General features: G+C 36.9%; 14 protein-coding genes. 10 read left to right on the top strand and 4 right to left on the bottom strand.

Annotation, left to right across the window (positions count from 1 at the left end; genetic code table 11):
- The first annotated feature begins 131 nt into the window (after nt 1–131).
- From ABD792_RS01945 to ABD792_RS01935, 3 genes are all read left to right on the top strand, one after another.
- Nucleotides 132–491, top strand: coding sequence for a winged helix-turn-helix transcriptional regulator (locus ABD792_RS01945; protein WP_345004038.1), 360 nt, complete (start codon nt 132–134; stop codon nt 489–491).
- 226 nt (nt 492–717) lie between these two features.
- Nucleotides 718–3024 carry a type IA DNA topoisomerase gene (locus ABD792_RS01940; protein WP_345004037.1) on the top strand — a complete coding sequence of 769 codons (2307 nt, stop codon included), beginning with the start codon at nt 718–720 and terminating at the stop codon, nt 3022–3024.
- A complete protein-coding gene (locus ABD792_RS01935) occupies nt 3011–3607 on the top strand; it encodes a pseudouridine synthase (protein WP_345004036.1) in 597 nt (198 codons plus the stop codon). The genes ABD792_RS01940 and ABD792_RS01935 overlap by 14 nt, the downstream gene beginning before the upstream one ends.
- Here ABD792_RS01935 and ABD792_RS01930 read toward each other — a convergent pair whose 3' ends face one another.
- Together ABD792_RS01930 and ABD792_RS01925 are read right to left on the bottom strand one after the other, a co-directional pair.
- A complete protein-coding gene (locus ABD792_RS01930; RefSeq protein WP_345004035.1) occupies nt 3608–4243 on the bottom strand; it encodes a hypothetical protein in 636 nt (211 codons plus the stop codon).
- Between the two features lie 4 nt (nt 4244–4247).
- The gene (locus ABD792_RS01925; protein ID WP_345004034.1) at nt 4248–4742 is read right to left on the bottom strand and encodes an RNA polymerase sigma factor; all 495 of its coding nucleotides are present in this window, start codon (nt 4740–4742) and stop codon (nt 4248–4250) included.
- Between the two features lie 610 nt (nt 4743–5352).
- Here ABD792_RS01925 and ABD792_RS01920 point away from each other — a divergent pair.
- Together ABD792_RS01920 and ABD792_RS01915 are read left to right on the top strand one after the other, a co-directional pair.
- Nucleotides 5353–5832, top strand: a complete 480-nt coding sequence (locus tag ABD792_RS01920; RefSeq protein ID WP_345004033.1) for an Hsp20/alpha crystallin family protein — start codon at nt 5353–5355, stop codon at nt 5830–5832.
- Between the two features lie 176 nt (nt 5833–6008).
- Nucleotides 6009–6737, top strand: a complete 729-nt coding sequence (locus ABD792_RS01915; RefSeq protein WP_345004032.1) for an energy transducer TonB — start codon at nt 6009–6011, stop codon at nt 6735–6737.
- Between the two features lie 64 nt (nt 6738–6801).
- Here ABD792_RS01915 and ABD792_RS01910 read toward each other — a convergent pair whose 3' ends face one another.
- Together ABD792_RS01910 and ABD792_RS01905 are read right to left on the bottom strand one after the other, a co-directional pair.
- Complete coding sequence (locus ABD792_RS01910; RefSeq protein WP_345004031.1) at nt 6802–8280, bottom strand: pyridoxal phosphate-dependent decarboxylase family protein; 1479 nt, start codon at nt 8278–8280, stop codon at nt 6802–6804.
- 181 nt (nt 8281–8461) lie between these two features.
- On the bottom strand, nt 8462–10105 hold the full coding sequence (locus ABD792_RS01905; protein WP_345004030.1) for an acyl-CoA carboxylase subunit beta: 1644 nt from the start codon (nt 10103–10105) through the stop codon (nt 8462–8464).
- A gap of 153 nt (nt 10106–10258) precedes the next feature.
- Between ABD792_RS01905 and ABD792_RS01900 the strand changes: the two genes are divergently transcribed.
- The 5 genes from ABD792_RS01900 to ABD792_RS01880 all read left to right on the top strand — a co-directional run bounded on the left by ABD792_RS01900 (nt 10259) and on the right by ABD792_RS01880 (nt 13675).
- The gene (locus ABD792_RS01900; protein ID WP_345004029.1) at nt 10259–10636 is read left to right on the top strand and encodes a DoxX family protein; all 378 of its coding nucleotides are present in this window, start codon (nt 10259–10261) and stop codon (nt 10634–10636) included.
- 2 nt (nt 10637–10638) lie between these two features.
- A complete protein-coding gene (locus ABD792_RS01895) occupies nt 10639–11172 on the top strand; it encodes an NADPH-dependent FMN reductase (protein ID WP_345004028.1) in 534 nt (177 codons plus the stop codon).
- A 33-nt stretch (nt 11173–11205) separates the two neighbouring features.
- Nucleotides 11206–11643: a MarR family winged helix-turn-helix transcriptional regulator gene (locus ABD792_RS01890; protein ID WP_345004027.1), complete on the top strand. Its 438-nt coding sequence runs from the start codon at nt 11206–11208 to the stop codon at nt 11641–11643.
- Nucleotides 11644–11981: 338 nt separating this feature from the next.
- On the top strand, nt 11982–13076 hold the full coding sequence (ychF, locus tag ABD792_RS01885) for a redox-regulated ATPase YchF (RefSeq protein ID WP_345004026.1): 1095 nt from the start codon (nt 11982–11984) through the stop codon (nt 13074–13076).
- A gap of 146 nt (nt 13077–13222) precedes the next feature.
- Nucleotides 13223–13675, top strand: a complete 453-nt coding sequence (locus ABD792_RS01880) for an SRPBCC family protein (protein WP_345004025.1) — start codon at nt 13223–13225, stop codon at nt 13673–13675.
- The last annotated feature ends 5 nt before the right edge of the window (nt 13676–13680 follow it).

Below are 13680 nucleotides of genomic sequence, written 5' to 3'. Positions count from 1 at the left end.
TAGAGTAAAAAGAGGGACTTTAGTCCCTCGTGTAACAAACCTATGGACTTTCAGTCCATAGTGGTTTAGTTTTGATATCTGTTTCTAAAAGGAAACTAGTTTCCTTTTAGAAACTATTAAATTATTTAGTTATGGGTTTACAACAAGAAACTTCTTTGTCAAGCGAATGTATTTGGCAGTTAAGGGCAATTAAAGACACCATGGAATTGTTGTCTGGAAAATGGAAAATACAAATAATAGGTACTTTACTTAGGGGTGGAACCATGCGATTTATGGAATTGAAAAGAGCTTTAAATGGGATAGCTCCAAAGAAGTTGTCCAATGATTTACAAGAACTGGAAGTAAATAAACTGATTACACGTGAAGTTAAGGACACTAAGCCCATTACTGTTGAATATTCTTTAACTGAACATGGAAAAACATTGGATAGCTTAATAGCAGAGATTATCGAATGGGGGTGTACTCACAGAAAGGAGATCATAACTGGCTAGAAATCTTATTGAGGCTAAAGGGAAATCAATTATACTGAGGAATTAATAACGGTTTTATGAAGAAGCAATTAATATAGGTCAATGAACAGCTAAACTTATCAGTGTTAATGACAAATTAAAGGGTAGTTTTGAGGATTCAATAGTTGATAACTCCTAATAAGTACTCTTTTCAAGCTTTTGTAAAATTCCTATTTTGCGACTCAAAACTAAAAGTCGATTCATAATTGTGAAGGTATGTATTGCAGAAAAGCCAAGTGTGGCTCGTGAGATTGCTACCGTATTGGGGGCTAATACGAAATATGATGGGTATTACGAAGGAAATGGCTATGCGGTTACCTATACTTTTGGTCATTTATGCACACTTTACGAACCTAACGATTATAAACCATATTGGAAGAGTTGGGACTTAAATAACCTTCCCATGTTGCCAGAGAAGTTTCAAACGAAAGTGGTAGCTAATTCGGGAATCCAAAAGCAATTTAAAATTGTAAAAGGCCTATTTGATAAAGCCGATGTAGTTATAAACTGTGGGGATGCTGGTCAAGAAGGAGAACTGATTCAACGTTGGGTGTTGCATCAAGCAGGATATAAAGGTCTTGTAAAACGCTTGTGGATATCTTCTTTGACCACAGAGGCTATAAAAGAAGGTTTTGAGAGCTTAAAGCCAGCAGAAGATTATGATAATTTATATTATGCAGGCTTCTCCAGAGCAATAGGAGACTGGTTGTTGGGAATTAATGCCACACGATTGTATACTGTTAAGCATGGTGGGTATAAGCAGGTGTTGTCGGTTGGACGGGTACAAACACCTACCCTGGCTATGGTGGTCAATAGGTTTAGGGAGATTGAAAACTTTAAACCCCAGCCGTATTGGGAGCTGCAAACGCTGTATCGGGATACACTTTTTAGTTATGAAGAAGGTCGTTTTTTTAAGGTTGAGGATGGACAGTTATTGGCAGAAAAGGTTAAAGAAAGTGACTTTGAGATTGTATCCATAACAAAAAAGAAAGGCAAGGAATATGCGCCCAAATTATTCGACTTAACAGGATTGCAAGTGTATTGTAACACCAAGTTTGGGTTTTCGGCCGATGAAACGCTTAAAATAGTTCAAAAGCTATACGAAATGAAAGTTGTTACCTATCCCAGAGTAGATACAACGTTTTTACCTAGTGATATCTACCCTAAAGTGCCAGGTGTCCTTCAAAAGTTGACTAAATATTCGGTTTTAACTGCCCCACTATTGTCTTCCGGGAAGAAAATAAAGAAGTCTCCTAAGGTTTTTAACGATAAAAAGGTAACAGATCACCATGCTATTATTCCAACAGGAATCCAAACCAATTTGCAATACAATCAGCAACAGGTATATGATATTATTGTAAGGCGTTTTATTGCTGTGTTTTATGATGATTGTTCGGTAGCAAATACCACAATTGTTGGAGCTGCAGACGATGTGTTATTTAAGACTACAGGAAAAGAAATCTTGGATAAGGGATGGCGTGTTGTTTTTGAAAAGCCTAATTCAAAAGAGAAGGAGACGGGTGTGTTGCCAATTTTTACTAAAGGGGAAAAAGGGCCGCATGAACCGTCGTTTTTGGAAAAAGAAACGAAACCACCAAAGCAATATACAGAAGCCTCCCTGTTACGGGCAATGGAAACAGCCGGGAAACAAGTGGATGATGAGGATTTAAGGGAGTTGATGAAGGAAAACGGTATTGGGCGTCCCTCTACACGAGCTAGCATAATAGAGACCTTGTTTAAGCGTAAGTATATTGAGAGAAACAAAAAGCAGGTGCTGCCAACGCAAACAGGTATTCAGTTGATAGATACTATTCAAAATGAATTGCTTAAATCGGCTGAATTAACTGGTTTATGGGAGAAGCAATTGAAAGATATAGAGAAAGGGGTCTTTAATGCCGGTGCTTTCATAAAGAATATGAAACGTATGGTAGATGCTCTAGTGTACGAAGTAAGAAGTGAGACAAGACGGGCTAATATTTCACATAAAGTATCGGTTAACAGAAAGGTTCCTAAAAAGCTTTCAAATAAAAAGATAGGTGTTGTAGGTGAGGTGTGTCCAAAATGCCAGAAAGGGCATCTAATGAAAGGTAAAACAGCATATGGTTGTTCGGCTTACTCAGAGGGTTGTGATTTTGTGTTGCCATTTAAGTTTAAAGGGAAAAAGGTGTCAGAAAAGCAATTTATAAGATTGCTTAATAAAGGAGCTACCGTTAATTTAAAAGGGTTTAAAACTGGTATCGGAACTGTTGAAGGGCTTTTGAGGTTAAATGAGAGCTTTCAGCTTATTTTAGAGCCAAAACAACAGGTTGTTGAAGAAGGTAAAGTTGATTCGGATGTTTTAATGTGTCCTAAATGTAAAAAAGGAACCGTGGTCAAGGGGCGTACAGCTTATGGGTGTAGTGATTATAAGGCGGGGTGTGACTTTGTGGTAACTTTTGAAGTTTTAAGAGAAAATATAAAAGGTAGGCAAATTACAAAAGAATTGATTTATAGTTTATTAAATGCTCTTAGGTAAAGTGATACATAAGCATTATATTGTCTTTAAGCCTTATGGTTTTTTGAGCCAGTTTCAAACAAATTCAAGACAGCAACAATCAAAGAAATTACTAGGAGGGCTGGCAGATTTTTCTAAAGGTGCTATGGCTATTGGTCGGTTGGACGAGAAGTCTGAGGGCTTGCTGTTGGTGACTACGGATGGGAAAATAAGTGATTTTGTGAATGGTCAAAAAGTGGATAAGGAGTATTATGTGCAAGTAGATGGCGATATGTCAAGCGATGCGATCGGGCGTTTGGAAAAAGGGGTGGAGATAGGGTTTAATGGAGGGAAGTATTTAACTAAGCCTTGTAAGGTGCTTAAGTTGAGCGATGTGCCAGATCTGCCTGGACGTCCCAAAAAGATTAGGGATGATAGGCATGGGCCAACTTCGTGGTTGTCCATAACGCTTAATGAGGGGAAATTTCGTCAAGTGAGAAAAATGACTTCAGCGGTTGGTTTTCCAACATTGCGCTTGGTTCGGGTGCGTATTGGAAAGATAAAGCTTGGGAAAATGCAACCGAGTGATGTCGTTGAAGTTGGTGGGTTTCTTGATTTATTGTAGTTAGAATTCCAGTTTTTTGAGTTCGTTGTAATTTTGATTGAGGCGCTTTAATAACAGGCCGTAAATGATCCTGTAAAAAAGCCAGATGGCAAGAGTGAAAATTGCGATGAACGCAATGGTAGTAGCTATAGCGGCAATAAGTTCCATGTTTCCAAAATGACTGAATTTTTCTGAAACGCTCGGGTCGTGCTTAAAAGCAAAATAGAAGCTTATAATTATAGAAAACCCAGCCATGACAAGATTGTATAATACGTAGTATTTTATGACGCTACGTGTTTTTAAAATGCTTTCCATTAGTTTTTTTGCACTATCGGTTACGGAAATCGACTTATGGGACTTAAAAAGGAGGTAGATGAAAAGCAAAATGATGCCGTAGCTTAATATGGTTAGTCCTGTAAACAAGAATTCGTTGTCGTAAATGGTGTTAAGCTTCTTTTGGTATTCCTTGGAAGCCATATACGGTATGGAGTTAATAATGATCCAAAATATTAATTCGGCTACACTTATGTAGAATAGGATTTTAACGATAGAGGACGATTTTTTGTGCAGCATCGCGTATAGTTCGTCAGTTGTCTTTTTTTTAAAACCGCCGTTTTCTTTATTCCAGTCTTTTTTTAATAGCTCTAATTCATCCATGTCGTTATGGGTTTAGTATCGTTCTTAGCTTGGTTTTTATCCTGTTCATTTTTACACGTGCGTTAACCTCGCTGATTCCTAAGGTTTTGCTAATTTCTTTATAATCTTTGTCTTCTAGGTATAAGAAGACGAGTGCTTTTTCAATGTCGTTTAGTTGATGTATTGCCTTATAGAGTGTTTTTAGTTGTTCTTCTTCCGTATCATCATAATGTTCCGCTTTAATTTTGAATGCTACACCGTCAAAATCCTGCGTACTTATTGAGCGTTTCGACTTTCTGTACAGTGTAATCGCTGTGTTTAGACTAACCCGGTACATCCAAGTGCTGAATTTAGCGTCTCCACGAAACTTTGGGAAAGCTTTCCAGAGCTGAATGGTGATTTCTTGAAATAAATCGTTGTGTGCGTCCTTGTTGTTGGTGTAAAGGCGACACACTTTGTGTACGATGTTCTGGTGTTTTTCCAGTAAAGTTATAAAATTATGTTCCTGTTCTTTGTTCAATGTGATTAGGTTAGCTATAATGTTAGTGTGGAGACGATTTAAAATGTTACAAAAGAATTGTAAATATATAATTAAAAGTTAGATATAGGGTCTATGGTGGCTGAATCTCAGTCTTGTTTGTTGTGACGTGTTAATATTAAATAATTAGTTTAAATATGTTAGTTTAATTGAATGATAATTAGTTTTTTAAAATTTAACTATAAATAAAATCTATACAGCTTTTTTGATGCATTAACTTGTAATAGATGTGGCTTTAAGTTTTTATTTGAGGTGAATTTTTTTTTTTTTTTTGGTTTTTCCCAAAAAATGGTTTGTTCAAAGGTTTGTTTAGAGTACTTGTAAGATGAGATGTGACATGGTGAAATTACTGTTGATGATTGAAATGTTGTATTTGAGAAATTACATTAATCTTTGTTGTAAAATAGCAGGTAATAATAAAAATGCTGAAATTTTGACATGATTCAATGTTGGTTTAATGAAAAAATGTCAGTTTTTTGATTCGTAACTGCAAGGTTTTATGGCTTGAGAGCTGCCTTTTTTGATTTGGTATTTTTTTTGTCTTTTGTTTAGTGAAACTTAAAAAGATTGTTTAATTAAAAAAAAATCAGTTATGAGTACTTTAATAACATTGCCAAAAAATGGGGGATTATCAAAAAGAACAAAATCATTTTCGGGTTTTCCTTTATTATCAGATTGGTTTGATGATTTTTCACTAAGCGAGTTTCCATCTATGTTTAATTCTAGCTTTAACACAGGTATGTCATTACCTAAAGTAAATATAAAAGAAGAAACTGACGCTTATGTTGTAGAAATGGCTGTTCCAGGGTTGAAAAAAACAGATTTTCATATAAACTTAGAGAACAACATCTTGTCTATTTCTGCAGAACTTAAAGAAACCAATGGAGGAGAAGACGGAGGGTATACCCGTAGAGAGTTTGGTTATTCTTCATTTAAAAGAGCGTTCACATTACCAGAAACAGTAGAAGAAGGCAAAATACGAGCTAATTATAGTGAAGGTATTTTAAACGTATATCTTCCTAAAAGAGAAGAGGCTAAGGAAAAACCTCCTCGGGAAATAAAGATTTCTTAACTAAGGCAGCTCAATCGAGCTGCTTTTTTTATGGTAGGAGTCTCAGGACTTAGTGTGTTTACAGAAAAGAAGTTTAAAATATTGTTTTTTAGGTTGTTAAGAGGCTGTTTAGTGATAATTATCATTGTTATTCTAATGAGGTTAGGTTAAATTTAAGTATAATAAATTCTATAATCATGATCTCAAAAAAGAACCCAAAAATAGAAGTGGGGAGAAATAGCAGTCTTTATTTTGCTATAGGTCTTAATTTGATGTTGTTGCTATCGTGGCAAGCCTTGGAATTTAAGACTTATGAAAAGGAGCTTACTTCAATAGATATTATAGAAATGGTCGAGCAAGTTGAAGAGGATATACCAATTGTTCCGATAAATACACCACCGCCACCATCGCTACCTGTGGCTGTTGTAGAATCTATTGAAATTGTTGAAGATGTAGTTGAAATTGAAGAAACAGTTATTGAAAGTTCCGAAACGACTCAGGAAGAAGCGATTGAAGAGCGTGTTGTAAATATTGAAGACATTGAGCTTGAAGAGGTTGTAGAAGAGGTAGAGGTGCCTTTTGCTGTATTGGAGAATGTGCCCGTATTTCCAGGGTGTGAAGGAAGGTCTAAGAGTGAAATTAAGATGTGTTTTCAAGCTAAAATTCAGGAACACGTACATAAGCATTTTAATTATCCCGATACGGCAGTAGAGTTAGGTATTCAGGGGCGCGTATTTGTATTGTTCGTAATTGACTCAAAAGGTTATACGGTAAATGTTAAATCCAGAGGCCCTGATAAAATTTTAGAGAAAGAGGCAGAGCGTATTATAAAATTGTTGCCCCAAATGAAACCCGGCACACAACGAGGCAAACCAGTAAAGGTGTCTTATGCAATTCCTATACACTTTAAAATGGAATCGATATGATGCTAATGCCTTAAAACGCTGGTTAAGATGTAGGCTAAAAGTAATTAGGGCTATTTTTTTGTTGTTAAGGTGTTAAGATTCCGTTTTGCAGTATCTCATTTCCAATGTTTCTTACGTTGGTTATAAAATCATCAAAATCGTGTGTATTTGCCCTGTGGCTAGAAATAGCACAGCGCAAACAATAGATGCCGTTAAGTGTGGTGTACCCTGGTAATGCGACTGCTCGTTCTTCAATCTGCAGTTTAATTTCTTTGTTGATGGCGTTTAATTGCTCTAGGTGCAATTTGCCTGGATTATAGCGAAAACAAACTATATCCATACCTATGGGAGCAAGAAGTTCCAGATCGTTATGTTTTGTAATGAGATTGCCTAGGTAATGCGCCTGTTCTACATTTTTAGTAATCATGCGTCCAAAACGTTCGCTACCGTGTTCTTTAAACGACATCCATACCTTTAAAGCTCTAAAGCGTCTGGATAATTGTAAGCCGTATTCACTAAACCAATCGCTTCCCGATGCGATACCCCTTGTATTCTTTGCTAAATACTCTGGAATTAACGAGAAGGTGTTTTTGTGTTGGTTGTTGTCTTTAATAAGCACACAGCCGGCTTCAAAAGGCATGTGTAACCATTTGTGTAAATCCAAGGCAATGGAGTCAGCACATTCAATACCTTTAAGCAATGGCTTTATTTTGGGTGACAGCATAGCGATGGCTCCAATAGCACCGTCTACATGAAACCATAATTTTTCTTTCACACAAATTTCCGCAATAGCATTTAAGTCATCTATGGCGCCAGTATTGACTGTTCCCGAGGTGCCAATGACGCAAATTGGCTGCAAACCATTATCCCTATCCTCTTTTATTTGTTGTTTTAAAGCATCTATGTTAATAGTGTAGTCATTGTTAACCTTAATCTTCTTAAGGCCTTTCGTGCCAAGTCCTAAGAGTTCGATTGCTTTGGTGTTACAGCTGTGAATTTCTTTAGAGGCATAGAATACCAGATTGTTTTCTTTTAGCCCTTCCTTGCGTATATCGTAGTCAGCCTTGGTGTTTCTGGCAACTGCCAGGGCTGTATAATTGGCCATAGAACCGCCGCTTACCATAAGGCCACCTGCAGATTTTGGAAATTGCACAATCTCTTTGATCCAGTCTATAACTTGTTCTTCTACTTTGTGGGCGGCATGATTGCCACCACCTAAATTGGGGTTTAGTACCGAAGCCCAAAAGTCACCCATTACTCCAGAAATTGTTCCGTTACCCATGTACCACGCCCAAAAGCGCGGATGGATATTGCCCATGGGGTAAGGGAGTACCGTTTCCTGTAAGGCTTTGTAAACTGTTTTGGCATCACTGGGCTGTTTCGGTAATGACGTGTTGAAGCTATTTAGAACGGTCTCAGGCATCTCTTGCCAAATCTTACGTTCTCTAACATTTTTAATATAGTCGAAGGCGTCCTCTATCATTTGGTGCATGAGGGCTTTTGACTGTTTCCAGTCCTTTGGGTCGAGGGTTTCAAACTCTTCGGAATTGCTATTGGTTGCCATGTAATAAAGATTGTATTACACAATATAGGAAATATGAAAAGAATATTAGTGGAAAAATTTGGTAAGGAGAAATATGTGATATAAGTAGTGGTAGAATGCTTCTAAAATCTAAATCATGTAATGATGAAAACAATGTCGCTATAGAAAGTAGCGGAACGGTTAGTAGTGCCTGGTAATTGTTCTAAACCTGTAACACGCCCAGATTAAAAGGTTTTTCAATAGGAGCGTGGTTGGTAGCTTCAATACCCATACTAATCCATTGGCGGGTGTCTAGCGGGTTAATAATGGCATCTGTCCAAAGACGTGCTGCTGAATAATATGGTGACACTTGATTGTCGTAGCGATCTTTAATTTTATTAAAAAGCTCAGCTTCTTTTTCTGGAGTTATTTTTTCGCCTTGCTTTTTAAGGGAAGCTGTTTCTATTTGTAATAGGACTTTAGCGGCACTATTACCGCTCATAACAGCGAGTTCGGCACTAGGCCAGGCAACAATGAGTCTGGGGTCGTAAGCCTTGCCACACATGGCATAATTGCCCGCACCATAACTATTGCCAATAATCACGGTAAATTTAGGAACCACACTGTTGCTAACCGCATTAACCATTTTGGCTCCATCTTTAATGATGCCACTATGCTCACTTTTGCTACCAACCATAAATCCTGTAACGTCCTGTAAGAACACCAATGGAATCTTCTTTTGGTTGCAGTTGGCAATAAAGCGGGTGGCTTTATCTGCACTATCATTATAGATTACACCTCCAAACTGCATTTCGCTGGGTTTGGTTTTTGCACCTTTGGTCTTTACAATTTTTCGTTGGTTGGCAACAATGCCTACCGCCCAGCCATCAATACGCGCATAGCAGGTAATAATGGTCTGCCCATATCCGGCTTTGTATTCATCGAATTCTGAATTGTCAACAATGCGCTTGATGATTTCGTACATGTCATACTGATCTGTTCTGGACTGAGGAAGGATGCCAAAGATGTCTGAGGGGTTTTCTTTAGGTTTTTTAGGGGTTGCCCGATTATACCCTGCTTTTTCGTAATCACCTATTTTATCAACAATACTTTTAATCTTGTCCAGTGCTGCTTGGTCGTTATCGGCTTTATAGTCAGTAACGCCACTAATCTCGCAATGTGTTGTTGCGCCTCCCAAGGTTTCGTTATCGATTGTTTCACCAATGGCAGCTTTAACAAGGTAGCTGCCAGCTAAAAAGATGCTACCGGTTTTATCAACAATCAAAGCCTCGTCACTCATAATAGGTAGGTAAGCACCTCCAGCAACGCAACTCCCCATAACAGCAGCTATTTGTGTAATGCCCATGCTGCTCATAATGGCATTATTTCTAAATATACGGCCAAAATGCTCTTTATCTGGGAATATCTCATCTTGCATAGGTAAATACACTCCTGCAGAATCTACTAAGTAAATTATTGGTAGTTTATTCTCAATGGCTATTTCCTGAGCCCGTAAATTCTTCTTGGCAGTTATCGGAAACCATGCTCCGGCTTTTACGGTGGCATCATTGGCAACAACTATACATTGCTTTCCTTTTATGTAACCTATTTTAACAACAACACCTCCAGAAGGGCAACCTCCGTGTTCTTTGTACATGTCCTCACCAGCAAAAGCTCCAATCTCGATCACCTTGGTTTTTGTATCCAACAAATAATCAATGCGCTCCCTAGCTGTCATTTTCCCATTGCTATGTTGTTTTTCAATACGGGATTTTCCACCGCCAAGACTCACTTTCGCAAGACGCTTATTAAGTTCTGACACTAAAAGTTTATTGTGATCTTCGTTTTTATTGAAGTTTATGTCCATCGCTGTGATATAATTTGGTGCTAAAGTACAAAAGTTTCAAAATTTACAATCGGGTTTCTTAATGAAATCATAAAATATATTACTAGGAATTATTTTCCTTGGAAAATAAATTTATACTTTGTAGCTTTGCCTCAATATTTAAAACATTAAAAAATGAAAAGAGATAGAATTATTTTTTACATAGCAACAGGTTTATTGTCTGTATTAATGTTGTTTTCTGTAAGCATGTATTTTTTTAAGCACGATGATGTGTCAAAAATGTTTGAGGGGTTTGGATATCCAATATATATTATATATCCTTACGCTATAGCAAAACTGTTAGGGTTGTTTGCTATTTGGAATCCTAACTTAAAAACAATAAAGGAATGGGCGTATTCAGGTTTTTTCTTTGCTTTTATTTTAGCGTTCTTTGCCCATTACATGATTGGTGATGGAGAGCAGGCAGGAGCTTTATTGGCATTAATACTACTAGTAGTATCGTACGTGTTTAATAGCAAAATAAATAAATTTAGTAATAGTATTAAAAGATAGAAATGAAGAAAGTCATAGTGTTTGCAGGAAGTAATAGTAAGCAATCCATTAACAAACAATTGGCAATCTATGCTTCTAGTTTGGTTGAAAACAGTGAGATTACTATTTTAGATTTAAACGATTTTGAATTACCTCTATTTGGGGTGGACTTGGAAGCGGATTTAGGTGGACAACCAAAGAATGCACATAAATTCTTAAAGTATATTGAAGAGTCAGATGGTATTATGCTATCATTAGCAGAGCACAATGGTGCCTATTCGGCGGCATTTAAGAATTTATTGGATTGGATGTCCCGTATAGAAGGAAAAACCTTTTACGGAAAACCGATGTTGCTTATGGCAACCTCTCCCGGTGGACGTGGAGGGAAGTCGGTTTTGGCAATGGCGCAAGATAGGTTTCCTAGGCACAATGCAAATATAATAGGTGTGTTTTCTTTGCCTTCATTCAAAGAGAATTTTAATGGATCGCAAATTACTGACCAGGAATTAAACAATACCTTAAAAGAAAAAGTTGAAGCTTTTCAAAAAGCATTGTAACTTGTGCTGCGTTACAAATAAACTTTGGTATTTATGGGGGATCTGTCAAAAGAAATAAAATCTACTTTTTCTAGCAATAGGGTTAAGGCGATGCTAAATATTGTTTACACTGCCAATTGGATTAATAGTCATCAGAATGCGTTTTTCAAGCCCTATCAAATTTCCCCACAGCAGTTTAATATACTAAGAATCCTTAAAGGGGCAGGAGAACCTACAAAAGTGCAGACAATTAAAGAACGGATGATAGAACGTTCGCCCAATGCTACCCGGTTGATGGATAAGTTGTGTGAAAAGCAATTAATCAGGCGTTTGCCCTGTCCGGGAGATCGACGTGTTGTATTTGTTGAGATCACTGAACAGGGAGAGGAACTATTGGATGAAATAGCAAAAGAACTTAAAGATGATCTTTTGAATAACTTATCTGAAGAAGAAGCCTTTCAACTGAGTAACTTGTTGGATAAAATAAGATAATGGATCCATTTTATATTTTATAAAATATAAGGAGTTTAGAGACATTGTCAATCATTAAAGAATACTATTTTACAGTTCTCTTTTAGGGGGAGCAGATAAAATTACTACTTAAATACTGAAAGTATGTAGAAATAAAGTGAAGTATAACTATATTTGCAGCCTTAATTTTTACGACTATAAAAACAGATATTGATTGAATTTTAAAATAACTTTTGCAAAAGAGTTGATTGAAATTCTTAGCCGTCGATAGATTAGACTAATGAAAGAGCGGAACGGTATTGAACGTTCATAAATTAGTAATTGGTTTTTAGTCATGTAATTAACTAAAATTTAAACGTGTGAAAGCAGGAATTGTAGGATTGCCAAATGTTGGAAAATCCACCTTATTTAATTGTTTGTCTAATGCCAAAGCGCAAAGTGCAAACTTTCCATTTTGTACTATAGAACCCAATCTAGGTGTGGTTAATGTGCCAGATCCTAGACTGGAAGCCTTAGAAAAGTTGGTTAACCCAGAGCGTGTACAACCCGCAGTTGTAGAAATTGTAGATATTGCTGGATTGGTTAAGGGAGCCAGTAAAGGAGAGGGGTTAGGAAACCAATTCCTGGCAAACATCCGTGAAACTGATGCTATTCTACATGTTTTACGTTGTTTTGATAATGACAATATTGTACATGTGGACGGTAATGTTAACCCTATACGCGATAAGGAAACTATCGATATGGAGTTACAGCTTAAAGACCTGGAAACGGTTGATAAGAAATTGGACAAAGTAAAGCGAGCTGCTAAAACAGGTAACAAAGATGCTCAAAAAGAAGAAGCTGTATTGTTACAGATAAAAGCTGGGTTAGAAGCAGGTATATCTGTTCGTGCTTTGGAATTTAGTGACGACGATTATATCGATTTTGTGAAACCATCCCAGTTTATTACCGATAAGCCAGTGATGTATATATGCAATGTAGACGAAGGATCGGCTGTTTCGGGTAATGCTTACGTAGAGCAGGTTAAGGAAGCTGTTAAAGAAGAAAATGCAGAAGTACTGGTATTGGCTGTAGGTACCGAAGCAGATATCAATGAATTGGACGATTACGAAGAGCGTCAGTTGTTTTTGCAAGATATTGGACTGGAAGAAGCTGGATCTGCTAAATTGATTAGAGCTGCCTACAGATTGCTAAATCAACAAACCTATTTCACCGCAGGCGTTAAGGAAGTACGTGCTTGGACTGTAGATATAGGTGCTACGGCGCCACAAGCAGCGGGGGTTATACATACCGATTTTGAAAAAGGCTTTATTCGTGCCGAAGTTATTGGTTACGACGATTACGTTGCCTTGGGTAGCGAAGCCAAAGCTAAAGAAGCGGGAAAGATGCGCGTTGAAGGAAAGAATTATGTTGTGAAGGATGGCGATGTAATGCACTTCCTGTTTAATGTGTAACTGTAATACAGTATTTAAATTTGTATGATTACATATCGCACTAATATTTAGTTTTCTGGTTATTAATAAATTATTGAAAGATTAGTGGTTTTTTTGTAGGAATTTAATTATATTTGCTTTTCCCTTAAGCAAATATTAATTAAGCCATGCCCATAATTCAAATAAAGACTGAAATAAATTCAGATATAAAGACCTGCTTCGATTTAGCCAGAAACATAGATTTACATCAAGATTCTTTAAAGCATTATAACGAAAAAGCCATAGCTGGTAAGGTTACCGGGTTGATCGAATTGGGAGAATGGGTTAGCTGGGAAGCCAAACACTTGGGGTTTGTTCAGCATTTAACATCTAAAATTGTTGAGTTCGATTCTCCTAATTATTTTATAGGAGAGATGATTTTTGGTGCGTTTAAATCATTTCGCCATGAGTATCATTTTTATGAAAATGAAAATAAGACATTGGTTGTAGGTAAATTTTACTTCGAATCACCTTATGGAATTTTAGGAAAACTTGCAAACGTCCTGTTTTTGAGGCGCTACATGAAAAAACTTTTATTGACCAGAAGCTGTTTTTTAAAAGAAAGGGCTGAATTGACTTAGATATC

The organism is Snuella lapsa, from assembly GCF_039539345.1.
Taxonomy (GTDB): domain Bacteria; phylum Bacteroidota; class Bacteroidia; order Flavobacteriales; family Flavobacteriaceae; genus Snuella; species Snuella lapsa.
Note: the sequence above shows the minus strand (reverse complement) of the source record. Positions and strands in the feature narration are given on the sequence as shown.